The organism is Streptomyces coerulescens (assembly GCF_042657965.1).
Taxonomy (GTDB): Bacteria; Actinomycetota; Actinomycetes; order Streptomycetales; family Streptomycetaceae; genus Streptomyces; species Streptomyces coerulescens.
The window spans coordinates 128,693-151,495 of the sequence record NZ_JBHSKM010000043.1 but is presented as its reverse complement, the minus strand read 5'-3'; the positions used below and the strand labels follow the sequence as shown (position 1 = coordinate 151,495).

At 70.0% G+C, this 22,803-nt stretch carries 22 protein-coding genes; 20 read left to right on the top strand and 2 right to left on the bottom strand.

Annotated features, from left to right (window positions below; translation table 11 throughout):
- Positions 1 to 11 precede the first annotated feature (11 nt).
- From hisS to rpsD, 4 genes are all read left to right on the top strand, one after another.
- Positions 12 to 1,274, top strand: coding sequence for a histidine--tRNA ligase (gene hisS, locus ACFPQ9_RS37050; protein WP_380863244.1), 1,263 nt, complete (start codon positions 12 to 14; stop codon positions 1,272 to 1,274).
- A gap of 186 nt (positions 1,275 to 1,460) precedes the next feature.
- Positions 1,461 to 2,117 carry a vitamin K epoxide reductase family protein gene (locus tag ACFPQ9_RS37045; protein WP_380863242.1) on the top strand — a complete coding sequence of 219 codons (657 nt, stop codon included), beginning with the start codon at positions 1,461 to 1,463 and terminating at the stop codon, positions 2,115 to 2,117.
- A 44-nt stretch (positions 2,118 to 2,161) separates the two neighbouring features.
- Positions 2,162 to 3,517 carry a replication-associated recombination protein A gene (locus ACFPQ9_RS37040; RefSeq protein WP_380863240.1) on the top strand — a complete coding sequence of 452 codons (1,356 nt, stop codon included), beginning with the start codon at positions 2,162 to 2,164 and terminating at the stop codon, positions 3,515 to 3,517.
- Positions 3,518 to 3,812: 295 nt separating this feature from the next.
- Complete coding sequence (gene rpsD, locus ACFPQ9_RS37035; RefSeq protein WP_015661793.1) at positions 3,813 to 4,427, top strand: 30S ribosomal protein S4; 615 nt, start codon at positions 3,813 to 3,815, stop codon at positions 4,425 to 4,427.
- Between the two features lie 29 nt (positions 4,428 to 4,456).
- Here the strand turns inward: rpsD and ACFPQ9_RS37030 are convergent, their stop codons facing one another.
- Positions 4,457 to 6,613, bottom strand: a complete 2,157-nt coding sequence (locus ACFPQ9_RS37030; protein ID WP_380863238.1) for an ATP-binding protein — start codon at positions 6,611 to 6,613, stop codon at positions 4,457 to 4,459.
- 163 nt (positions 6,614 to 6,776) lie between these two features.
- Between ACFPQ9_RS37030 and ACFPQ9_RS37025 the strand changes: the two genes are divergently transcribed.
- The 14 genes from ACFPQ9_RS37025 to nusB all read left to right on the top strand — a co-directional run bounded on the left by ACFPQ9_RS37025 (position 6,777) and on the right by nusB (position 20,213).
- Positions 6,777 to 7,214, top strand: coding sequence for a DUF948 domain-containing protein (locus ACFPQ9_RS37025; RefSeq protein ID WP_380863236.1), 438 nt, complete (start codon positions 6,777 to 6,779; stop codon positions 7,212 to 7,214).
- 16 nt (positions 7,215 to 7,230) lie between these two features.
- Positions 7,231 to 7,578 (top strand): hypothetical protein, encoded by a 348-nt coding sequence (locus ACFPQ9_RS37020; RefSeq protein ID WP_380863234.1) that lies wholly within the window; start codon positions 7,231 to 7,233, stop codon positions 7,576 to 7,578.
- The gene (alaS, locus tag ACFPQ9_RS37015) at positions 7,578 to 10,250 is read left to right on the top strand and encodes an alanine--tRNA ligase (RefSeq protein WP_380863232.1); all 2,673 of its coding nucleotides are present in this window, start codon (positions 7,578 to 7,580) and stop codon (positions 10,248 to 10,250) included. The genes ACFPQ9_RS37020 and alaS overlap by 1 nt, the downstream gene beginning before the upstream one ends.
- A gap of 35 nt (positions 10,251 to 10,285) precedes the next feature.
- Positions 10,286 to 10,750 carry a Holliday junction resolvase RuvX gene (gene ruvX / locus ACFPQ9_RS37010; RefSeq protein ID WP_380863376.1) on the top strand — a complete coding sequence of 155 codons (465 nt, stop codon included), beginning with the start codon at positions 10,286 to 10,288 and terminating at the stop codon, positions 10,748 to 10,750.
- A gap of 124 nt (positions 10,751 to 10,874) precedes the next feature.
- Positions 10,875 to 12,551 (top strand): endolytic transglycosylase MltG, encoded by a 1,677-nt coding sequence (mltG, locus tag ACFPQ9_RS37005; protein WP_380863230.1) that lies wholly within the window; start codon positions 10,875 to 10,877, stop codon positions 12,549 to 12,551.
- On the top strand, positions 12,532 to 13,371 hold the full coding sequence (locus ACFPQ9_RS37000; protein WP_380863228.1) for a shikimate dehydrogenase: 840 nt from the start codon (positions 12,532 to 12,534) through the stop codon (positions 13,369 to 13,371). Before mltG ends, ACFPQ9_RS37000 begins: the two co-directional genes overlap by 20 nt.
- A 51-nt stretch (positions 13,372 to 13,422) precedes the next feature.
- On the top strand, positions 13,423 to 13,773 hold the full coding sequence (locus ACFPQ9_RS36995; protein WP_380863226.1) for a hypothetical protein: 351 nt from the start codon (positions 13,423 to 13,425) through the stop codon (positions 13,771 to 13,773).
- 184 nt (positions 13,774 to 13,957) lie between these two features.
- Positions 13,958 to 15,142: a chorismate synthase gene (gene aroC, locus ACFPQ9_RS36990; protein WP_380863224.1), complete on the top strand. Its 1,185-nt coding sequence runs from the start codon at positions 13,958 to 13,960 to the stop codon at positions 15,140 to 15,142.
- A complete protein-coding gene (locus ACFPQ9_RS36985) occupies positions 15,139 to 15,657 on the top strand; it encodes a shikimate kinase (protein WP_380863222.1) in 519 nt (172 codons plus the stop codon). The genes aroC and ACFPQ9_RS36985 overlap by 4 nt, the downstream gene beginning before the upstream one ends.
- Positions 15,654 to 16,745, top strand: a complete 1,092-nt coding sequence (aroB, locus tag ACFPQ9_RS36980; protein ID WP_380863219.1) for a 3-dehydroquinate synthase — start codon at positions 15,654 to 15,656, stop codon at positions 16,743 to 16,745. The genes ACFPQ9_RS36985 and aroB overlap by 4 nt, the downstream gene beginning before the upstream one ends.
- A gap of 168 nt (positions 16,746 to 16,913) precedes the next feature.
- Positions 16,914 to 17,861 carry a Pro-rich N-terminal domain-containing protein gene (locus ACFPQ9_RS36975; protein ID WP_380863217.1) on the top strand — a complete coding sequence of 316 codons (948 nt, stop codon included), beginning with the start codon at positions 16,914 to 16,916 and terminating at the stop codon, positions 17,859 to 17,861.
- A gap of 192 nt (positions 17,862 to 18,053) precedes the next feature.
- The gene (locus tag ACFPQ9_RS36970) at positions 18,054 to 19,160 is read left to right on the top strand and encodes an aminopeptidase P family protein (protein ID WP_380863215.1); all 1,107 of its coding nucleotides are present in this window, start codon (positions 18,054 to 18,056) and stop codon (positions 19,158 to 19,160) included.
- 50 nt (positions 19,161 to 19,210) lie between these two features.
- Positions 19,211 to 19,777, top strand: a complete 567-nt coding sequence (gene efp, locus ACFPQ9_RS36965; RefSeq protein WP_380863213.1) for an elongation factor P — start codon at positions 19,211 to 19,213, stop codon at positions 19,775 to 19,777.
- Between the two features lies 1 nt (position 19,778).
- The gene (gene nusB, locus ACFPQ9_RS36960) at positions 19,779 to 20,213 is read left to right on the top strand and encodes a transcription antitermination factor NusB (RefSeq protein WP_380863211.1); all 435 of its coding nucleotides are present in this window, start codon (positions 19,779 to 19,781) and stop codon (positions 20,211 to 20,213) included.
- Positions 20,214 to 20,378: 165 nt separating this feature from the next.
- Here the strand turns inward: nusB and bldD are convergent, their stop codons facing one another.
- Complete coding sequence (gene bldD / locus ACFPQ9_RS36955) at positions 20,379 to 20,882, bottom strand: transcriptional regulator BldD (protein ID WP_007491469.1); 504 nt, start codon at positions 20,880 to 20,882, stop codon at positions 20,379 to 20,381.
- Positions 20,883 to 21,138: 256 nt separating this feature from the next.
- Here bldD and pyrR point away from each other — a divergent pair, with 256 nt between their 5' ends.
- A complete protein-coding gene (pyrR, locus tag ACFPQ9_RS36950) occupies positions 21,139 to 21,711 on the top strand; it encodes a bifunctional pyr operon transcriptional regulator/uracil phosphoribosyltransferase PyrR (RefSeq protein ID WP_380863208.1) in 573 nt (190 codons plus the stop codon).
- A gap of 113 nt (positions 21,712 to 21,824) precedes the next feature.
- Positions 21,825 to 22,802 carry an aspartate carbamoyltransferase catalytic subunit gene (locus ACFPQ9_RS36945; protein WP_380863206.1) on the top strand — a complete coding sequence of 326 codons (978 nt, stop codon included), beginning with the start codon at positions 21,825 to 21,827 and terminating at the stop codon, positions 22,800 to 22,802.
- Position 22,803 lies beyond the last annotated feature (1 nt).

The following is a 22,803-nucleotide window of genomic DNA, read 5'->3' as shown; positions in this document are numbered from 1 at the left end:
CGAGACCTTCCGTGAGCACCTTCAAGGCCCCCAAGGGCACGTACGACCTGATCCCGCCGGAGAGCGCCAAGTACCTGGCCGTCCGCGAGGCGATCGCCGCGCCCCTGCGCAACTCCGGCTACGGCTACATCGAGACGCCCGGCTTCGAGAGCGTCGAACTGTTCGCGCGCGGCGTCGGTGAGTCCACCGACATCGTGACCAAGGAGATGTACGCCTTCGAGACCAAGGGCGGCGACAGGCTCGCCCTGCGCCCCGAGGGCACGGCCTCGGTCCTGCGCGCGGCGCTGGAGGCCAACCTGCACAAGGCCGGCAACCTCCCGGTCAAGCTCTGGTACTCCGGCTCCTACTACCGCTACGAGCGCCCCCAGAAGGGCCGCTACAGGCACTTCTCCCAGGTCGGCGCCGAGGCGATCGGCGCCGAGGACCCGGCCCTCGACGCCGAGCTGATCATCCTGGCCGACCAGGCCTACCGCTCGCTCGGCCTCAGCAACTTCCGGATCCTGCTGAACAGCCTGGGCGACAAGGAGTGCCGCCCGGTGTACCGCGCGGCTCTGCAGGACTTCCTGCGCGGCCTCGACCTGGACGAGGACACCCGGCGCCGTATCGACATCAACCCGCTGCGCGTCCTCGACGACAAGCGCGAGTCGGTGCAGCAGCAGCTCACCGGAGCCCCGCTCCTGCGCGACTACCTGTGCGACGCCTGCAAGGCGTACCACGAGGAGGTCCGCGAGCTGATCACCGCCGCGGGCGTCGCCTACGAGGACGACCCGAAGCTGGTGCGCGGCCTGGACTACTACACGCGTACGACCTTCGAGTTCGTCCACGACGGTCTGGGCTCGCAGTCCGCGGTGGGCGGCGGCGGCCGCTACGACGGGCTGTCCGAGATGATCGGCGGCCCCGCGCTGCCGTCCGTCGGCTGGGCGCTGGGCGTCGACCGCACGGTCCTGGCGCTGGAGGCGGAGGGCGTGGAGCTCGAACTCCCGTCGTCCACCAGCGTGTTCGCGGTGCCGCTCGGCGAGGAGGCCCGCCGGGTCCTGTTCGCCAAGGTCACCGAGTTGCGCAAGCTCGGCGTCGCGGCGGACTTCTCCTACGGCGCCAAGGGCCTCAAGGGCGCCATGAAGAACGCCAACCGCAGCGGCGCCCGCTACACGATCGTCGCCGGCGAACGCGACCTCGCCGAAGGCGTCGTCCAGCTCAAGGACATGGAGTCCGGCGAGCAGTCGGCTATCGGCGTCAACGAGATCGTCGCGGAGCTGGAAGCCCGATTGGGCTGATTTTCGCGCACAGGGCGGGGACCGGACGGTCCCCGCCCTGTCCGTTCCGTCCCTGTCTTGAACTGAGCGTCTTTACCGGATTGCGCGTATCTCCTTATACGCAGCGAACGGTGGGCACGCGTGCGTGTACGGCACAATGTGCCCTGTCCGGAGAAACTCCAAGTCTCAAGTGACGGAATCGGCGTGATGAGCAAGACGACAGTCAAAGACGTCTCCACCGAGCCCGAGTCGGAGCCTGCGGCGGAGGCACCGCGCGCGGTGGGCGGCAGCCGTGCCCTCGCCCTGCTGCTGGTGATCACCGGCGCGGCGGGGCTGCTTGCCGCGTGGGTCATCACGATCGACAAGTTCAAGCTGCTCGAGGCCAAGGTCGAGGGCAAGACGTTCACCCCCGGGTGCAGCCTCAACCCGGTCGTCTCCTGCGGCAGCGTCATGGAGAGCAAGCAGGCCGCCGTCTTCGGGTTCCCCAACCCCATGCTCGGCCTCGTCGCCTACGGCATCGTCATCGGCGTCGGCATGGCCCTGCTCGGCCGCGCCCGCTTCCCTCGCTGGTACTGGCTCACCTTCAACGCCGGCACCCTCTTCGGCGTGGTCTTCTGCGCGTGGCTGATGTACCAGTCGCTGTACAACATCAACGCGCTGTGCCTGTGGTGCTCGCTGGCCTGGGTCGCGACGATCATCATGTTCTGGTACGTGACCTCGTTCAACGTCCGCAACGGCTTCCTGCCCGCACCGAACTGGCTCAAGGGCTTCTTCGGCGAGTTCACCTGGGTCATGCCCGTGCTGCACATCGGCATCATCGGCATGCTGATCCTGACCCGCTGGTGGGACTTCTGGACCAGCTGACCTCGCGGCCCGCGTTGTCAGTGCGGTGATTTAGGGTTTTCAGCGTGGAGCCCGACCTGTTCACCGCCGCCGCAGAAGAACGCCAGGAGAAGGACCCCGCGGGGAGTCCCCTGGCGGTGCGCATGCGCCCGCGCACCCTGGACGAGGTGGTGGGCCAGCAGCATCTGCTGAAGCCGGGCTCGCCGCTGCGCAGGCTCGTCGGAGAGTCCGGCGGCGGCCCCGCCGGACCCTCCTCGGTGATCCTCTGGGGCCCGCCCGGCACCGGCAAGACGACCCTGGCCTACGTCGTCTCCAAGGCCACCAACAAGCGCTTCGTGGAGCTCTCCGCGATCACCGCCGGCGTCAAGGAGGTCCGCGCGGTCATCGACGGCGCCCGCCGCGCCACCGGCGGCTTCGGCAAGGAGACCGTCCTCTTCCTCGACGAGATCCACCGCTTCAGCAAGGCCCAGCAGGACTCCCTCCTGCCGGCCGTCGAGAACCGCTGGGTGACCCTCATCGCCGCGACCACCGAGAACCCGTACTTCTCGGTGATCTCCCCGCTGCTCTCCCGCTCCCTCCTGCTCACCCTCGAACCCCTCACCGACGACGACATCAGGGGCCTGCTGAGGCGGGCACTGAGCGACGAGCGCGGCCTGAAGGACTCCGTCGGACTCCCCGAGGACACCGAGGAGCACCTGCTGCGGATCGCCGGCGGAGACGCCCGCCGCGCCCTGACGGCCCTGGAGGCCGCCGCGGGAGCCGCCCTGGACCAGGACGAGAGCGAGATCAGCCTCCAGACCCTGGAGCAGACCGTCGACCGCGCCGCGGTGAAGTACGACCGCGACGGCGACCAGCACTACGACGTGGCCAGCGCCCTCATCAAGTCCATCCGCGGCTCCGACGTCGACGCCGCCCTGCACTACCTGGCCCGGATGATCGAGGCCGGTGAGGACCCCCGCTTCATCGCCCGCCGCCTGATGATCTCCGCCAGCGAGGACATCGGCCTCGCCGACCCGAACGCCCTGCCCATAGCCGTCGCCGCCGCCCAGGCCGTCGCCATGATCGGCTTCCCCGAGGCCGCCCTCACCCTCAGCCACGCCACCATCGCCCTCGCGCTGGCCCCCAAGTCCAACGCCGCGACGACCGCGATCGGCGCCGCCATGGAGGACGTACGCAAGGGACTGGCGGGCCCGGTACCCCCGCATCTGCGCGACGGGCACTACAAGGGCGCCGCCAAGCTCGGCCACGCCCAGGGGTACGTGTATCCGCACGACCTGTCCGAAGGCATCGCCGAGCAGCAGTACGCCCCGGACGCCCTCAAGGACCGCGAGTACTACACCCCGACCAGGCACGGCGCCGAGGCGCGGTACGCGGACGCCGTGGAGTGGACCAGGAAGCACCTCGGTCGCAAGCGGTCCTGAGCACCCTGTAAACTTCCACGAAGTGCTGTGTCCCGTGCTGTCAGATCGGGACGGTCAGCCGGAGCCCCCAGTGGGTTCCAGGAGCGTCGCGCACCGTTCGAATGGTGTCGCGGGCAGCCCACCACCATCCGTCGCACGACGGGACCGGTCGGTGGGCCACTCGCGTGCTGCACGTATGTGCCCAGACCAGGGAGCGGCTGCCCACCCCGTCCGCGAGGGCGAGGAGGGTTTCCCCGGCTGCGGATGCGACCTCCCTCAACACCCTGACAAGCCGAACACCAAGAAATGAGAGATTGTGGCGAACCAGTCCCGCCCCAAGGTCAAGAAGTCGCGTGCCCTCGGCATCGCGCTGACCCCGAAGGCCGTCAAGTACTTCGAGGCCCGTCCCTACCCGCCGGGTGAGCACGGCCGTGGCCGCAAGCAGAACTCGGACTACAAGGTCCGTCTGCTGGAGAAGCAGCGTCTGCGTGCGCAGTACGACGTGTCCGAGCGTCAGCTCGTCCGCGCCTACGAGCGTGCCTCCAAGGTTCAGGGCAAGACCGGTGAGGCCCTGATCATCGAGCTCGAGCGTCGTCTCGACGCCCTGGTCCTGCGTTCGGGCATCGCCCGCACCATCTACCAGGCCCGTCAGATGGTCGTTCACGGCCACATCGAGGTCAACGGCCAGAAGGTCGACAAGCCGTCGTTCCGCGTCCGTCCCGACGACGTCGTGATGGTCCGCGAGCGCAGCCGCGAGAAGACCCTCTTCTCGATCGCCCGTGAGGGCGGCTTCGCCCCCGAGGGCGAGACCCCGCGCTACCTCCAGGTGAACCTCAAGGCCCTGGCGTTCCGCCTGGACCGTGAGCCGAACCGCAAGGAGATCCCGGTGATCTGCGACGAGCAGCTCGTCGTCGAGTACTACGCCCGTTGATCCTTCAGCGGCCGTAGGACACCTGCGCCTCAGCCCGTCGTCTCCCCGCCCTTGCGGGTGGGGGAGGCGGCGGGCTCTCGCATGTCCGAGGCCGGCCCTACGGGCCGCGCCGATCCCCGGGGCGCGGGCAGCCCCTCCGGATGCCGCCGTCCCAGCGCCCGGTGCACCGCCTCCTCCCGGCCGAGCGCCCCGCCCTGCCGTACGCACTCCTCGTACCGCTCGTCGCCGAGCCGCTCCCGCGCCGCCGTCTCGCAAAGCTCGTGCGGTGCGTTGAAACTGGCCGAGCCGAACAGCGGCAGCCCCACCGACGGCCACATCCCCGCCGCCGCGCCCTGGAGCACCGCGGCCTCCGCGGCGTCACCCTCGGCCCCGGTGACCAGGGCCAGCAGCTCCACGGCCAGCACCGAGCCGAGCAGGTCGCGGAAGGAGTGGGCGTTGCCGAGACACTCGGTCAGCAGGGTGCGGGCGCCGGACAGATCCCCGTCGGCCCAGGCCGCGTACGCCAGGACGTACAGCGCGTAGGAGCGCGCCCAGCGCTCACCATGGTCGTCGCACACCTGCCGGACGTCCTCGCACAGCCGCACCGCGTCCGGCAGATCGCCCCGGAACGCCCGCGTCATCGCCAGCTCGATCCGACCCATCAGCACATTGCTGTTGAGCTCGCCGATCTCCTGATAGCGGGCCAGCGCCGAGCGCAGCAGCGTTTCCGCGCGCTCCATGTCGTCCGACACCAGCGCCTGACAGCCCATGCGGTGCTCGGCGTACGCCACCGCCGTGGGGTCGGCGGCGCTCTCCGCCTCCTCCCAGCACTCCAGCAGCGCCCGGAGCGCGGGCACCGAGTCGCCCTGGAGGATCGCCACATAGCCGAGCACCCACAGGGCCTTCAGCCGGGACCGCTCATGCCCGCTGTCCAGCGCCACCGCCTGCTCCAGCCAGTGCCGCCCCTCCGAGAGCCGGCCGCAGCCGACCCAGTAGAACCAAAGGGAGCCCGCGAGGTGGTGGCCCAGATGCGCCTCGTCCGGCTCGCTCAGGCAGTACTCCAGGGCATGGCGCAGATTCGGCAGCTCCGTCTCGACCCGGGCCGCCACCTCGCCCTGCCGCGGGGAGAACCACTCCAGCTCGCACCAGGTCGTCAGGCCCAGATACCAGTCACGGTGCCGGCGCCGCAGCCGGGCCGCGTCGCCGGTCGCCGCCAGCCAGTCGGCGCCGTAGGCCCGGATCGTGTCCAGCATGCGGTAGCGCACACCGGCCCCGGTCTCCTCGCGCGCGATCACGGACTGCGCGAGCAGCTCCGACAGCACGTCGAACACGTCCTCGGAGTGCAGACCCTGGCCGCCGCACACGTACTCGACCGCCTCCAGGTCGAACCGGCCCGCGAACACCGACAGCCGCGCCCACAGCAACCGCTCCTCGGGCGTGCACAGTTCATGACTCCAGCCGACGGCCGTACGCAGCGTCCGATGGCGCGCCGGCCCGTCCGGCCCACCGCCGGTCAGCAGCCGGAACCGGTCGTCGAGCCGCTCCAGCAGCTGCCCCGGCGACAGCATCCGCAGCCGCCCCGCGGCCAGCTCGATCGCCAGCGGGATCCCGTCCAGGCGACGGCACAGCTGCCGTACGTCGGAGTCGTCCGGCACGGTCAGCCCGTGCTGTGCGGCCCGTTCCACGAACAGCTCCACGGCCTCGTCCTCGGCCAGCGGCGCCAGCGCAAGCAGCCGCTCGCCCGCGATGCCCAACGGTCTGCGGCCCACCGCGAGCACCTGCAGCCCCGGCACCCGGCGCAGCAGATCCGTCACGAGTTCCGCGCCGGCGTCCGCCAAGTGCTCGAATCCGTCCAGGATCAGCAGCAGTTCACGCCTGCCGAGACAGTCCAGCAGCGTCTCGCGGGGCGGACGCGTCGTGTGGTCCGTCAGGCCCAGGGCCTCCACGACCGCGTAGTCGAGGAACTCGGGGTCGCGCACCGGCTCCAGCTCCACGAGCCACGCACCGTCGCCGGGCGCGCAGCGCGAGGCCGCGCGTGCCGCCAGCCGTGACTTGCCGACGCCGCCGGCACCGGTCACCGTCACCAGCCGTGCGCTGCCGAGGGCCTCGGCCAGGTCGGTCAGTTCGGCCGAGCGGCCCACGAACGAGCTGAGTTCCAGGGGCAGATCGCCGGAGTCGGGGGAGTGGGGGCGCCGTTGATCCCGCATGGAATACGGAGCGTACTGAAGCGTGTTCGGTCCGTACAATCGCTTCTCGCGACCCGGCCCCGCACGGGCGGTAATCCGGTGCGGAACGGCGCCCCCGGCGCGATAGGCTCGGTGCACGACTTTTTCGATGTAGACCGATGTAGAGGCACGTTTCAGGGAGCGGGTGCACACAGTGTCCGGTGGAGAGGTTGCCGGGATCCTGGTGGCCGTCTTCTGGGCGATTCTGGTCTCCTTCCTCGCCGTCGCGCTGGCGAGGCTGGCCCAGACGCTCAAGGCGACCACCAAACTCGTCGCGGACGTGACCGACCAGGCCGTCCCGCTCCTGGCAGACGCCTCCTCGGCGGTGCGCTCCGCGCAGACCCAGATCGACCGGGTCGACGCGATCGCCTCGGACGTCCAGGAAGTCACGTCGAACGCCTCCGCGCTGTCGACCACCGTGGCCTCCACCTTCGGCGGCCCCCTGGTCAAGGTCGCGGCCTTCGGCTACGGCGTGCGCCGGGCCCTCGGCGGCCGCAAGCAGGAGGACGTGCCCGTGAAGTCGCCCCGGCGTACCGTGATCGTGGGCCGGACGGTCCCCGCCGCACGCCGCAAGCGGAAGTAAGGACTGAGACCGAGCGATGTTCCGCCGTACGTTCTGGTTCACCACGGGTGTCGCCGCCGGTGTCTGGGCCACCACCAAGGTCAACCGCAAGATCAAGCAGCTGACCCCGGAGAGCCTCGCCGCGACCGCGGCGAACAAGGCCCTGGAGACCGGTCAGCGACTGAAGGACCGCGCGGTGGGATTCGCCCTCGACGTCCGCGACAACATGGCCCAGCGGGAGGCCGAGCTGGAGGACGCGCTCGGGATCCAGAACAACCCCGAACTGCCCGCGCCCCGGCGGTACACCGCCATCGAGAACAACCGCAGCAACCCGAAGTACATCGAGAACTCGACGTACTCGTACAACCGGAATGAGGACCACTGATGGAGTCGGCCGAGATTCGCCGCCGCTGGCTGAGCTTCTTCGAGGAGCGCGGGCACACCGTCGTCCCTTCGGCGTCGCTCATCGCGGACGACCCGACTCTGCTCCTCGTCCCGGCCGGCATGGTGCCCTTCAAGCCCTACTTCCTGGGTGAGGTCAAGCCGCCGTTCGACCGTGCCACCAGCGTGCAGAAGTGCGTGCGCACACCGGACATCGAAGAGGTCGGCAAGACCACCCGGCACGGCACGTTCTTCCAGATGTGCGGCAACTTCTCCTTCGGCGACTACTTCAAGGAAGGCGCCATCAAGTACGCCTGGGAGCTGCTCACCAGCCCCCAGGACAAGGGTGGTTACGGCCTGGATCCGGAGAAGCTCTGGATCACCGTCTACAAGGACGACGACGAGGCCGAGCGCATCTGGCACGAGGTCGTCGGGGTGCCGAAGGAGCGCATCCAGCGCCTCGGCATGAAGGACAACTACTGGTCCATGGGTGTGCCGGGCCCGTGCGGCCCCTGTTCCGAGATCAACTACGACCGCGGCCCCGAGTTCGGCGTCGAGGGCGGCCCCGCCGTCAACGACGAGCGGTACGTGGAGATCTGGAACCTCGTCTTCATGCAGTACGAGCGCGGCGAGGGCGTCGGCAAGGACAACTTCGAGATCCTCGGCGAGCTCCCGAGCAAGAACATCGACACGGGCCTGGGCCTCGAGCGACTCGCCATGATTCTGCAGGGCGTGCAGAACATGTACGAGATCGACACCTCCATGGCCGTCATCAAGAAGGCCACCGAGCTGACCGGTGTCGCCTACGGCGACGCCCACGCCTCGGACGTCTCCCTGCGCGTGGTCACCGACCACATGCGGACGTCCGTGATGCTCATCGGCGACGGCGTCACCCCCGGCAACGAGGGCCGCGGCTACGTCCTGCGCCGCATCATGCGCCGCGCCATCCGCAACATGCGCCTGCTCGGCGCCACCGGTCCGGTCGTCAAGGACCTCATCGACGTCGTGATCGGCATGATGGGCCAGCAGTACCCCGAGCTGATCACCGACCGCGAGCGCATCGAGAAGGTCGCCCTCGCCGAGGAGAACGCCTTCCTCAAGACGCTGAAGGCCGGCACCAACATCCTCGACACGGCCGTCTCCGACACCAAGGCCGCGGGCTCCACCGTGCTGGCCGGCGACAAGGCCTTCCTGCTCCACGACACCTGGGGCTTCCCGATCGACCTCACCCTGGAGATGGCCGCCGAGCAGGGCCTGTCCGTGGACGAGGACGGCTTCCGGCGCCTGATGAAGGAGCAGCGGGAGCGCGCCAAGGCCGACGCCCAGGCCAAGAAGACCGGCCACGCCGGCGCCGGCGCCTACCGGGAGATCGCCGACAAGACCGGCGAGACCGACTTCATCGGCTACAGCGACACCGAGGGCGAGTCCACCGTCGTCGGCATCCTCGTCGACGGCGCCTCCTCCCCGGCCGCCACCGAGGGCGACGAGGTCGAGATCGTCCTCGACCGCACCCCCTTCTATGCCGAGGGCGGCGGTCAGATCGGCGACACCGGACGCATCAAGGTCGACACCGGTGCCGTGATCGAGATCCGCGACTGCCAGAAGCCGGTCCCGGGCGTCTACGTCCACAAGGGCGTCGTCCAGGTCGGCGAGGTCACCGTCGGCGCCAAGGCCCACGCCTCGATCGACTCCCGTCGCCGGACGGCCATCGCCCGCGCCCACTCCGCCACCCACCTCACCCACCAGGCCCTGCGCGACGCCCTCGGCCCGACGGCCGCCCAGGCCGGTTCCGAGAACCAGCCCGGCCGCTTCCGCTTCGACTTCGGTTCGCCCGCCGCCGTCCCGACGGCCGTGATGACCGACGTCGAGCAGAAGATCAACGAGGTGCTGGCCCGCGACCTCGACGTGCACGCCGAGGTCATGGGTATCGACGAGGCCAAGAAGCAGGGTGCCATCGCCGAGTTCGGCGAGAAGTACGGCGAGCGGGTCCGTGTCGTGACCATCGGCGACTTCTCCAAGGAGCTGTGCGGCGGCACGCATGTGCACAACACCGCCCAGCTCGGCCTGGTCAAGCTGCTCGGCGAGTCCTCCATCGGCTCGGGTGTCCGCCGTATCGAGGCCCTGGTCGGTGTGGACGCCTACAACTTCCTCGCCCGTGAGCACACGGTGGTCGCCCAGCTCCAGGAGCTGATCAAGGGCCGCCCGGAGGAGCTCCCGGAGAAGGTCTCCGCCATGCTCGGCAAGCTGAAGGACGCCGAGAAGGAGATCGAGAAGTTCCGCGCCGAGAAGGTGCTCCAGGCCGCCGCCGGTCTCGCCGAGTCCGCCAAGGACGTGCGTGGCATCGCCGTGGTCACCGGTCAGGTCCCGGACGGCACCACGCCGGACGACCTGCGCAAGCTGGTCCTCGACGTGCGCGGCCGCATCCAGGGCGGACGGGCCGCCGTGGTCGCCCTGTTCACCGTCAACAACGGCAAGCCGCTGACGGTCATCGCCACCAACGACGCCGCCCGCGACCGCGGCCTCAAGGCCGGTGACCTGGTCCGTACCGCCGCCAAGACCCTCGGCGGCGGCGGTGGCGGCAAGCCGGACGTCGCCCAGGGCGGCGGCCAGAACCCCGCCGCCGTCGGCGACGCCGTCGACGCCGTCGAGCGGCTCGTGGCGGAAACGGCCAAGTGAGCGACGACACACACGCAAGTGGCGACGGCCGGGGCATCCGCCGCGGCCGTCGTCTGGCCGTCGACGTGGGCGACGCCCGTATCGGCGTCGCCTCGTGCGACCCCGACGGGATCCTCGCCACCCCGGTCGAGACGGTCCCGGGCCGGGACATCCCCGCAGCTCACCGGCGTCTGAAGCAGCTCGTCGAGGAGTACGAGCCCCTCGAGGTCGTCGTCGGCCTGCCCCGCTCCCTCAAGGGCGGCGAGGGCCCGGCCGCCGTCAAGGTCAGGGGCTTCGCCCAGGAATTGGCCCGCATGATCGCGCCCGTACCGGTCAGGCTCGTGGACGAGCGCATGACGACCGTGACGGCCAGTCAGGGACTGCGTGCCTCAGGCGTGAAGTCGAAGAAGGGCCGAGCCGTGATCGACCAGGTGGCCGCCGTGATCATCTTGCAGCAGGCGCTTGAATCCGAACGGGTGTCAGGTAAAGCTCCCGGCGAGAGCGTCGAAGTGGTTATCTGATCGCGATACGGTAACGTTCCGCGCGATGCGCCGGTGTTCGAACAGCTGGCGCACAAAGAGAGGCGGGACGGGAGCCGGATCTTCAGCAGCCGCGCGACCGCCGCCTCGCGGCTCTAGGGGATCGATGACTGAGTATGGCCGGGGCCAAGGCTCCGAACCGTGGCATCCGGAGGACCCGTTGTACGGGGACGGCGGATGGGAAGGGCAGCAGGCCCACACGGGCCGGCAGGCTGCCTACGGCGGCCAGCAGCAGTACCCGCAGCAGCCGCAGCAGCACTACGGCAATTGGGGCAACGGCCAGCAGGATCCGTACGGCCAGGCTCAGCAGCAGTACCCGCAGCAGGGACAGGCGCAGCAGTACCCGCACCAGTACGACCAGCAGCAGTACCCGGGGCAGCCACAGCAGTCGTACGACAACAACGGCTGGGCGACCGGCACTCACCAGCACGCTCAGTACCCCGACCACTCGGACCCCTACGGGCAGCAGGCCGCGGCATACGGCGGGGAGCGCGCCGACTACTACGGAACGCCCGACGCCTATCCGCCGCCCGAGCCGCCGAGCCGGCGGCAGGCCGAGCCCGAGCCGCCGCAGACCGACTGGGACCCCGGCCCCGACCAGGGCGAACACGCCTTCTTCGCGGGCGGCGACGATGACGACGACTCCGACGACGACTCGGGGGACGGCCGTGGTGACCGCCGGTCCCGGGGCGGCAAGCCCAAGAAACGGCGCAGCGGGTGCGCCTGTCTGGTGGTCGCCCTCGTCTTCGCGGGCGGCGTGGGCGGAGTCGGATATTTCGGATACCAGTTTTACCAGGATCGTTTCGGCTCGGCGCCCGACTTCGCCGGGGACGGCACGGGCGAGACCGTCACCGTGGAAATCCCCAAGGGCGCCCTCGGCAACGAGATCGGACAGCGGCTCAAACAGGCCGGCGTCGTCAAGAGCGTCGACGCGTTCGTCGCCGCCCAGTCGCAGAACCCCGACGGACAGTCGATCCAGGCCGGCGCCTATCTGCTACACAAGGAGATGTCCGCCGCGAGCGCCGTGGAGATGATGCTCGATCCGAAGAGCCAGAACAATGTTCTGGTAAAGCCGGGCGAGCGTAATGTCACGGTCTACACAGCGATCGACAAACAACTTGATCTGTCGGCGGGCGCCACCAAGAAGATCGCCGAGAAGAATTTCAAGAGCCTCGGACTGCCGAGCTGGGCGAACGACGACAGCGAGATCAAGGACCCGCTGGAGGGCTTCCTCTTCCCGGGCACCTATCCCGCCGCCAAGGGCATGAAGCCGGAGGCGGTCCTCAAGGACATGGTGTCCCGGGCCGCGAGCAAGTACGCGGCGCTCGACCTGGAGGGCAAGGCCAAGGCGCTCAAGCTGGACAGCCCGTTGCAGGTCATCACGGTCGCCAGCCTCGTCCAGGCCGAGGGCAAGACCGACGACGACTACCGCAAGATGGCGGAAGTGGTCTACAACCGCCTCGACCGCTCCAACCCCGAGACCTACGGTCTGCTGCAGTTCGACTCGACCTTCAATTACCTGAAGGGCGAGAGCAACATCAATATCAGCGAAGACGAGATCAACAGCAATCAGGACCCGTACAACACGTACACGCAGAAGGGCCTGCCGCCCGGACCGATCGGCAACCCGGGTGACGGCGCGCTCAAGGGCACGCTGAATCCCACCGATCAGGGCTGGTACTACTTCGTCGCGGTCGACGGCGTGAGCAAGACCGAATTCGCCAAGACGCACGCCGAATTCCAGAAGCTCAAGGACAAGTTCAATGAGAGCTCGGGCAACTGACGCCCGCCGGGCCGCCGTACTCGGCAAGCCCATCGCCCATTCCCTCTCCCCGGTGCTGCACCGAGCGGCCTATGAGGAACTCGGGCTCACGGACTGGTCGTACGACCGGTTCGAGATCGACGAGGCGGCGCTGCCCGGGTTCGTCTCCGAACTCGGGCCGGAGTGGGCGGGGTTGTCCCTGACCATGCCGCTCAAGCGGGCCGTCATCCCGCTGCTCGACGAGATCAGCGAGACGGCGGCCTCGGTGGAGGCCGTCAACACCGTCGTCCGCACCGAGGACGGCCGCCTCCTCGGTGACAACACCGACATCCCCGGCATGGTCGCCGCACTGCGCGAACACGGCGTCGAGCAGGTCGACTCGGCCGCGATCCTCGGCGCCGGCGCCACGGCGTCCTCCGCGCTGGCCGCGCTCGCGCGCGTCTGCACCGGTGAGGTCGTGGCGTACGTACGCAGCGAGGCCCGCGCCACGGAGATGCGGCAGTGGGGCGAGCGGCTCGACATCGAGGTCCGCACGGCCGACTGGGCGGATGCGGAGCGGGCGTTGCACGCGCCGCTGGTGATCGCGACCACCCCCGCCGGTACGACCGACGCCCTCGCCGGCGCCGTACCGGAGCGCCCCGCCACCCTGTTCGACGTGCTCTACGACCCCTGGCCCACCGCACTCGCGGCGCGCTGGTCCATGTTCGGCGGAGCCGTCGTCAGCGGTCTCGACCTGCTCGTGCATCAGGCGGTCCTGCAGGTGGAGCAGATGACCGGCCGGGTCCCGGCGCCCCTGGAGGCCATGCGAAAAGCGGGCGAGCGGGCTCTCGCGAACCGCTAAGATCCGCTGAGTTCCGCAGGGGGCGGAGAGGATCGAGGGGGAGTACAAGCAGTGTCCACTGGTGTGCCGCTGGCGTCCGGCAAGAGCGAGATATTCGAGATCGTCCTGCAGTTCATGCCGGACTGGGTGCAGATTCCGGTACTCGTCCTGGTCATCCTGCTCGTCGTAGGGTCGTGGGTCTTCAAGATCAAGCGCAAGATCGACCGGCGACGCGCCGCACGCCAGGTACAGGCCGGGCCGGCCGTCCAGACGCCGGCCCAGCACGGTCAGGGCCGTGGCGCCGACTACCTGGGCCCGTACGCCCCGCAGCAGCAGGCCCAGCCGCAGCCGGCGCAGCCCAGCGGCGCCGACTTCCTCGGTGCGTACGCCCCGCAGCAGCCGCAGGGCAACACCCCCGCCTGATCCCCGCCGGCGTCCGGCGCCGTCCGTTTTCCGTCCGCCAGGTGGACCGGCGGCCGGGGACCGGTGCCGGACGTGGGAGGATCGAAGGTGGCGGGCCGGGGCCGCGCACCTGGTCGCGCCGTCGACGTACGCGAGGACACGCGTACGCAGGGCAGTACCAGGGCGCGAGCACTGAGGAGCACCGTTGAGCAGGTTGCGCTGGCTGACCGCGGGGGAGTCCCACGGTCCCGCACTCGTGGCGACGCTGGAGGGTCTTCCCGCCGGCGTGCCGATCACCACGGAGATGGTGGCGGACCACCTGGCCCGGCGCCGGCTCGGTTATGGACGCGGTGCCCGGATGAAGTTCGAGCGCGACGAGGTCACCTTCATCGGTGGCGTCCGGCACGGCCTCACCCTCGGCTCCCCGGTGGCGATCATGGTCGGCAACACCGAGTGGCCCAAGTGGGACCAGGTCATGGCGGCCGACCCGGTCGACCCGGAGATCCTCGCCGGCCTCGCCCGCAACGCCCCGCTGACCCGCCCGCGCCCCGGCCATGCCGACCTCGCGGGCATGCAGAAGTACGGCTTCGACGAGGCCCGGCCGATCCTCGAGCGCGCCTCCGCGCGTGAGACCGCCGCCCGTGTCGCCCTCGGCGCCGTCGCCCGGTCGTACCTCAAGGAGACGGCCGGCATCGAGATCGTCAGCCATGTCGTCGAGCTGTGCTCGGTGAAGGCGCCGCAGGGTGTCTACCCGACTCCGGCCGACGTCGAGAAGCTGGACGCCGACCCGCTGCGCTGCCTGGACGCGGACGCGTCGAAGGCGATGGTCGCGGAGGTCGACCAGGCCCACAAGGACGGCGACACCCTCGGCGGTGTGGTCGAGGTGCTCGCCTACGGCGTCCCCGTCGGCCTCGGCTCGCACGTCCACTGGGACCGCAAGCTCGACGCCCGCCTCGCCGGCGCGCTCATGGGCATCCAGGCGATCAAGGGGGTCGAACTCGGCGACGGCTTCGAGCTCGCCCGCGTCCCCGGATCCAAGGCGCACGACGAGATCGTGAACACCCCCGAGGGCATCCGTCGCGTGTCCGGCCGCTCCGGCGGCACCGAGGGCGGCCTCACCACCGGTGAGCTGCTGCGGGTGCGCGCCGCGATGAAGCCGATCGCCACCGTGCCCCGGGCCCTGCAGACCGTGGACGTCACGACCGGCGAGGCCACGCAGGCCCACCACCAGCGCTCCGACGTCTCCGCGGTCCCGGCCGCCGGTATCGTCGCCGAGGCCATGGTGGCGCTCGTCCTCGCGGACGCGGTGGCGGAGAAGTTCGGCGGCGACTCGGTGCCCGAGACCCGCCGCAACGTCCGGTCGTACCTCGACAACCTCGCGATCCGATGAGCACAGCGCCTGTGGTGGTGCTGGTCGGGCCGATGGGCGTGGGCAAGTCCACGGTCGGGCAGCAGCTCGCCGAGCGCCTCGGCGTCGGCTACCGCGACACCGACGACGACATCGTGGCCGAGCAGGACCGGACCATCGCGGAGATCTTCGTCGACGAGGGCGAGCCCGCCTTCCGCGCGATCGAGAAGCAGGCCGTGCGGCGGGCGCTGACCGAGCACGACGGTGTCCTGGCCCTCGGCGGCGGCTCGATCCTGGACGAGGACACACGCGCGCTGCTCGCCGGGCAGCGCGTCGTCTACCTCTCGATGGACGTCGAGGAAGCGGTCAAGCGCACCGGCCTGAACGCCGCCCGCCCGCTGCTCGCGGTCAATCCGCGCAAGCAGTGGCGCGAGCTGATGGAGGCCCGCCGCCATCTGTACGAGGAGGTGGCCACGGCGGTCGTGGCCACCGACGGCCGTACACCCGAAGAGGTGACTCAAGCCGCCCTGGACGCACTGGAGTTGAAGGACGCATGACCGAGACAGTGACGCGGATCCAGGTCGGCGGTACCGCGGGCAGCGAGCCCTACGAGGTCCTGGTGGGCCGTCAGCTCCTGGGCGAGCTGGGCGGGTTGATCGGCGCGCGGGCCAAGCGCGTCGCAGTGATCCATCCTGAGGCGCTGGCCGAGACCGGCGAGGCGCTGCGGGGCGATCTGGCCGAGCAGGGCTACGAGGCGGTCGCCATCCAGGTGCCGAACGCCGAGGAGGCCAAGACCGCCGAGGTGGCGGCGTACTGCTGGAAGGCGCTGGGCCAGTCCGGGTTCACCCGCTCCGACGTGATCGTCGGTGTCGGCGGCGGCGCGACCACCGACCTCGCCGGGTTCGTGGCGGCGACCTGGCTGCGCGGGGTGCGCTGGATCGCGGTCCCGACCACCGTGCTGGCCATGGTGGACGCGGCCGTCGGCGGCAAGACCGGCATCAACACCGCCGAGGGCAAGAACCTGGTGGGTGCCTTCCACCCGCCGGCCGGCGTGCTCTGCGACCTGGCCGCGCTGGACTCGCTGCCGGTCAACGACTACGTCTCCGGTCTCGCGGAGATCATCAAGGCCGGCTTCATCGCCGACCCGGTGATCCTGGAGCTGATCGAGGCCGACCCCGAGGCCGCGCGCACCCCGGCAGGGCCGCATACCGCGGAGCTGATCGAGCGCTCGATCCGGGTCAAGGCCGAGGTCGTCTCGTCGGACCTGAAGGAGTCGGGCCTGCGGGAGATCCTCAACTACGGCCACACCCTCGGCCACGCGATCGAGAAGAACGAGCGCTACAAGTGGCGGCACGGCGCCGCGGTGGCCGTCGGTATGCACTTCGCCGCCGAACTGGGCCGTCTCGCCGGGCGGTTGGACGACGCGACGGCGGACCGGCACCGCACGATTCTCGAATCGGTGGGCCTGCCGCTGACCTACCGCTACGACCAGTGGCCCAAGCTGCTCCAGACGATGAAGGTCGACAAGAAGTCCCGCGGCGATCTGCTGCGCTTCATCGTCCTGGACGGCCTGGCCAAGCCCACCGTCCTGGAGGGACCGGACCCGGCCGTGCTGCTCGCCGCGTACGGCGAAGTCGGCCAGTAAGTCCACCGAATCACCGTTCCGTCCGATTCGCCTGTGGCGATGGGCACTTCAGACCGCCACCGGCCGTTCACCAAACGGCGGCCGGGGGCGGTACCGTTCGGTAGGGGGCGGGTCGCGAGCCCGCTGCCAGCGCCAATGGCCATGGAAGACGAGACGGAGTGGCACCGGATGCAGCATGCAGTGGGTTCTCCGCTGCCGCCGCCCCATCAGTCGGGGCACGGCTGGACGCCGGCCGCACACGACCCCGGTGCGCACCACCCGGGCGGACACCCGGGGCCCGCCGCGCACCAGGGCCCTGTCCCGCACCAGGGACCGGCCGCGCATCAGGGACCTGCCCCTCACCAGGGATCCGCCCCGCACCAGGGCTCCGCGCCGGTGCCTCCGCCGCCCCCGGCGCCGGGCTTCGCACCGCCCGGACCGGTCCCGCACACGCCGCACCATGTCCAGGCCCCGCACCCCTCGCAGGCCCCCGAGACCACCGGCCATGTACCGCTGCCGCCCGGCGGCCCCGTCGGCATCCCGAGCGTGCCGCCCGCCACCGCGGCACCCGACCCGTCGACCACGACCATCGCGGTGCTGCTGATCGGGCCGGCCGGGGCCGGTAAGACCAGCGTCGCCAAGTACTGGGCGGACCACCGCCGGGTCCCCACGGCCCACATCAGCCTCGACGACGTGCGCGAATGGGTCCGCTCGGGCTTCGCGGACCCGCAGTCCGGGTGGAACGACAATTCCGAGGCCCAGTACCGCCTGGCCCGCCGCACCTGCGGCTTCGCCGCGCGGAACTTCCTGGCCAACGGCATCTCCTGCATCCTCGACGACGCGGTCTTCCCCGACCGCCCGGTGGTCGGCCTCGGCGGCTGGAAGCGGCACGTGGGCCCCGGTCTGCTGCCGGTGGTGCTGTTGCCGGGCCTGGAGATCGTCCTGGAGCGCAACGCCGAACGCGCGGGCAACCGCCGCCTCACCGACGAAGAGGTCGCCCGGATCCACGGCCGGATGGCGGGCTGGTACGGCTCGGGGCTGCCGATCATCGACAACTCCCAGCTGGACGTGCCACAGACGGCGAAGGTCCTGGACGACGTACTGGCAAGATCAATCGCCAGCCCGCCGAATTGGTAGCCGACGCAAGCGGGCCGACCTGAGGGGGCGCGGGGAACTGCGCGACCAGCCCTCACTCACCCGCACACGGCAGGCGACTTCATGGGGCACTCTGTCCTCCGAATAGACCTCTACCTACCCGCATAAATACGGCACCGCCCACTCAGACCCCCTCAACCGGCACCAACCCGGCGGAGCTCCTACGCTCGTGTCATGTCAGAGGTCTACGCGGCCCGCCGAACCCGTCTACGCGAACGCTGCCAAGCCGGCGGCAGCGCCTCCGCGCTGGTTTCCCGCCCGGCCAATGTGCGCTACCTCGCGGGCGCGGCCCCGAAGGGCGCCGCGCTCCTGCTCGGAAAGACCGAGGACCTGCTGGTCTGCGTGGGCCCACCCGAAGAACGTCCGGCCGAGGGCCGCCCCGACGAGGCGCTGCGGATCCACACCCTCCCCCGCGCCGGAGGCGACCCGGCCGTCGCCGCGGCCGACCTCGCGGCGGGGCAGGGCGCCGACGCCCTCGCCGTGGAGGAGCATCACCTGACCGTGGCCCGCCACAGAGCCATCCGCTCGGTCGCCCCGCGGCTGCGGCTCGCCGACCTCGGCTGCGCGGTCGAACAGCTCCGGGTCGTGAAGGACGAGGAGGAGATCTCCTGTCTGCGTATCGGCGCCGAGATCGCCGATCAGGCTCTGGGTGAGCTCCTCGAATCCATCCTCGTCGGCCGCACCGAGCGCCATCTCGCCCTTGAACTCGAACGCCGCCTCGTCGACCACGGCGCCGACGGCCCCGCCTTCCCGACCGCCGTCGCCACCGGCCCGAACTCCGGCCGACGCGCGCACCGGCCCACCGACCGCCGTGTCGAGGAGGGCGACTTCCTCTCCGTCTGCCTGGGAGCGACGTACCGGGGCTACCGCTGCGAGATCGGCCGTACCTTCGTGATCGGTACGTCCCCCGCCGACTGGCAGATCGATCTGTACGACCTGGTCTTCGCAGCCCAGCGGGCCGGACGGGAGATGCTCGCGCCGGGCGCCGCCTACCGTGACGTGGACCGTGCCGCCCGTCAGGTGCTGGATTCCGCGGGGTACGCCGAGGGCCTTCCCTCCCTGACGGGGCACGGTGTGGGACTCGAAATCGACGAGGACCCGCAGTTGGCTCCCGCGGCCATGGGTAAACTGGACGCTTGCGTGCCGGTCACCGTCGAACCGGGGGTCCACCTCCCGGGCCGGGGCGGCGTCCGGATCGATGACACGCTCGTCGTCCGCCCCGAGGCGGACGGCGGACCCGAGCTACTCACCATCACGACCAAGGAGCTGCTCGCGCTTTAGGAAGTGCGTGCGCCGGGGTCGTCCACGTCAGTCCAGGAGATTCCGCAACCGTGGCTTCCACGAACGACCTCAAGAACGGCATGGTGCTCAAGCTCGAAGGCGGCCAGCTGTGGTCCGTCGTCGAGTTCCAGCACGTCAAGCCCGGCAAGGGCCCGGCCTTCGTGCGCACCAAGCTCAAGAACGTGCTCTCCGGGAAGGTCGTCGACAAGACCTTCAACGCCGGCGTGAAGGTCGAGACGGCCACCGTCGACAAGCGCGACATGCAGTTCTCGTACATGGACGGCGAGTACTTCGTCTTCATGGACATGGAGACCTACGACCAGCTCATGGTCGACCGGAAGGCCGTCGGCGACGCCGCGAACTTCCTCATCGAGGGCTTCATGGCCACCGTCGCCCAGCACGAGGGCGAGGTGCTCTTCGTCGAGCTGCCGGCCGCCGTCGAGCTGGTCATCCAGGAGACCGAGCCGGGTGTCCAGGGCGACCGGTCCACCGGTGGCACCAAGCCCGCCACCCTGGAGACCGGCCACCAGATCCAGGTCCCGCTCTTCATCACCACCGGTGAGAAGATCAAGGTCGACACCCGCACGAGCGACTACCTCGGCCGGGTGAACAGCTAAATTGGCTGCCCGCAACACGGCCCGCAAGCGCGCCTTCCAGATCCTCTTCGAGGGTGACCAGCGCGGAGCCGACGTCCTGACGGTCCTCGCCGACTGGATCCGGCTCTCCCGGACCGACACCCGGCAGCCGCCGGTGAGCGAGTACACGATGCAGCTGGTCGAGGGCTACGCGCAGCGTGCGAAGCGCATCGACGAGCTGATCGCGCAGTACGCCGTCGGCTGGACGCTCGACCGGATGCCGGTCGTGGACCGCAACATCCTGCGCCTCGGCGCGTACGAGCTGATCTGGGTCGACGAGACCCCGGACGCCGTCGTGCTGGACGAGATGGTGCAGCTGGCGAAGGAGTTCTCCACGGACGAGTCGCCCTCGTTCGTCAACGGCCTGCTCGGCCGTCTCAAGGACCTCAAGCCCTCGCTGCGGCGCGAAGAGGCGTAAAAGGGCTTACGAAGACGCGGGAGGGCCCGCAGCGGATGCTGCGGGCCCTCCCGCGTCTTCTTGCGCCCGGGGGTCCTCCCAGGCGGTAGAAACGCCGCCGGGGTGGCCGCAACCCGATGGGTTCCGGCCACCCCGGCGGTACGTTTCTGCTCAGCCGTGAAGGGCTCAGCCCTCGTCGGCGTGGGAGACCGCGCGGCGCGCGTCCGCGTCCAGCACGCCCCAGCTGATCAGCTGCTCGGTCAGGACCGAGGGGGACTGGTCGTAGATGACGGCGAGTGTGCGCAGGTCGTCCTGGCGGATCGAGAGCACCTTGCCGTTGTAGTCACCGCGCTGCGACTGGATGGTCGCGGCGTAGCGCTGCAGGGGTCCCGCCTTCTCGGCCGGCACATGAGCCAGCCGCTCCAGGTCCAGGACCAGCTTCGGCGGCGGCTCGGCGGCCCCGCCCGGCGTGGTGCCCGGCAGCAGCTCCTGCACCGGAACGCCGTAGAAATCCGCCAACTCGGCGAGGCGCTGCACGGTCACGGCGCGGTCACCGCGCTCGTACGAACCGACCACGACGGCCTTCCAGCGTCCCTGGGACTTCTCCTCGACACCGTGGAGGGAAAGGCCCTGCTGGGTGCGGATGGCCCGGAGTTTGGCCCCGAGCTGTTTGGCGTATTCGCTGGACATATAGCTCCCCGGACACTGTGTCGACGCGACGTGGCTTGGGTTCCATGCCGCGCGGTTTGGTAACTCACTGTGAGGTTACGCAGCGTTACTCTGGCCCGTCAAGCCGAATGGTCCACACCGACTCTTCCGTGCTATCGGTGGCCGATTGGGCCAAGGGGGTGATGAGGTGGCCTCCGGCGGCCTGCTAACGTGTATGGCGCAAACCAGACGTCCTTTAAGGTCCGTCCCGTGAGGCGGAGAAGGAGGTCCTTTTCATATGGACAGGCAGCAGGACACGCAAGCGTCCGACGCCAGGCCCGTTCTCGAAGGCCCTGACATCGCGCGGGTGTTGACCCGCATCGCCCACGAGATCGTCGAGCGCGCCAAGGGCGCCGACGACGTGGTGCTCCTCGGCATTCCCACCCGAGGCGTCTTCCTCGCCCAGCGGCTCGCCGCCAAGCTCGAGGAGATCACCGAGCGCAAGATCTCGCTCGGCTCGCTCGACATCACGATGTACCGCGACGACCTGCGCATGCACCCGCCGCGTGCGCTCGCCCGCACCGAGATCCCCGGTGACGGCATCGACGGCCGCCTCGTCATCCTCGTCGACGACGTCCTGTTCTCCGGCCGCACCATCCGCGCCGCCCTCGACGCCCTGAACGACATCGGGCGTCCGCGCGCGGTCCAGCTCGCGGTCCTCGTCGACCGCGGCCACCGCGAACTGCCCATCCGCGCCGACTACGTCGGCAAGAACATCCCCACGTCGCTGCGGGAGACGGTCAAGGTCCAGCTCGCCGAGGAGGACGGTCGCGACACCGTGCTGCTCGGCGCCAAGCGGACCTCCCAGTAGCGCCCACGGCGTACGGCTGACGCCGTACGTCCGCTCAGTGCGCCTTCGCGCGCACCCGTCTGCCCCATATCTCCCTCATCTCCCTCGATGAACTGCCTTACGGAGCCTGACAGATGCAGCGTCATCTCATCTCGGCCGCCGACCTCACCCGCGACGACGCCGTCCTGATCCTCGACACCGCCGAGGAGATGGCCCGGGTCGCCGACCGGCCGATCAAGAAGTTGCCGACCCTGCGCGGCCGCACCGTCGTGAACCTCTTCTTCGAGGACTCCACGCGCACGCGCATCTCCTTCGAGGCCGCCGAGAAGCGGCTGTCCGCGGACGTCATCAACTTCACCGCCAAGGGATCGAGCGTCTCCAAGGGCGAGTCCCTGAAGGACACCGCCCAGACCCTGGAGGCCATGGGCGTCGACGCCGTGGTCATCCGGCACGGCGCCTCCGGAGCGCCGTACCGCCTCGCCAACTCCGGCTGGATCGACGCGGCCGTCATCAACGCCGGCGACGGCACCCACCAGCACCCCACCCAGGCGCTGTTGGACGCCTTCACCATGCGGCGGCGCCTGGTCGGGCGGGACGCCGGACTGGGGCAGGACCTGTCCGGCAAGCGCATCACCCTCGTCGGCGACGTCCTGCACAGCCGGGTCGCCCGCTCCAATGTCGACCTGCTGCACACACTCGGCGTCGAGGTCACCCTGGTCGCCCCGCCCACGCTGGTGCCGGTCGGCGTCGAGACCTGGCCCTGCGAGGTGTCGTACGACCTCGACTCCACGCTTCCCAAGTCCGACGCGGTGATGATGCTGCGCGTGCAGCGCGAGCGGATGAACGCCGCGTTCTTCCCGACCGAGCGCGAGTACTCGCGGCGCTACGGCCTCGACGGCGACCGCATGGCGAAGATGCCCGAGCACGCCATCGTGATGCACCCCGGCCCGATGGTCCGCGGCATGGAGATCACCGCCGAGGTCGCCGACTCTGAGCGCTGCACCGCGATCGAGCAGGTCGCAAACGGAGTCTCCATCCGGATGGCCGTTCTGTACCTGCTGCTCGGCGGCAACGAGCCCGCCGCCTCCCACCCCCGTACCGAGGAGAAGTAAG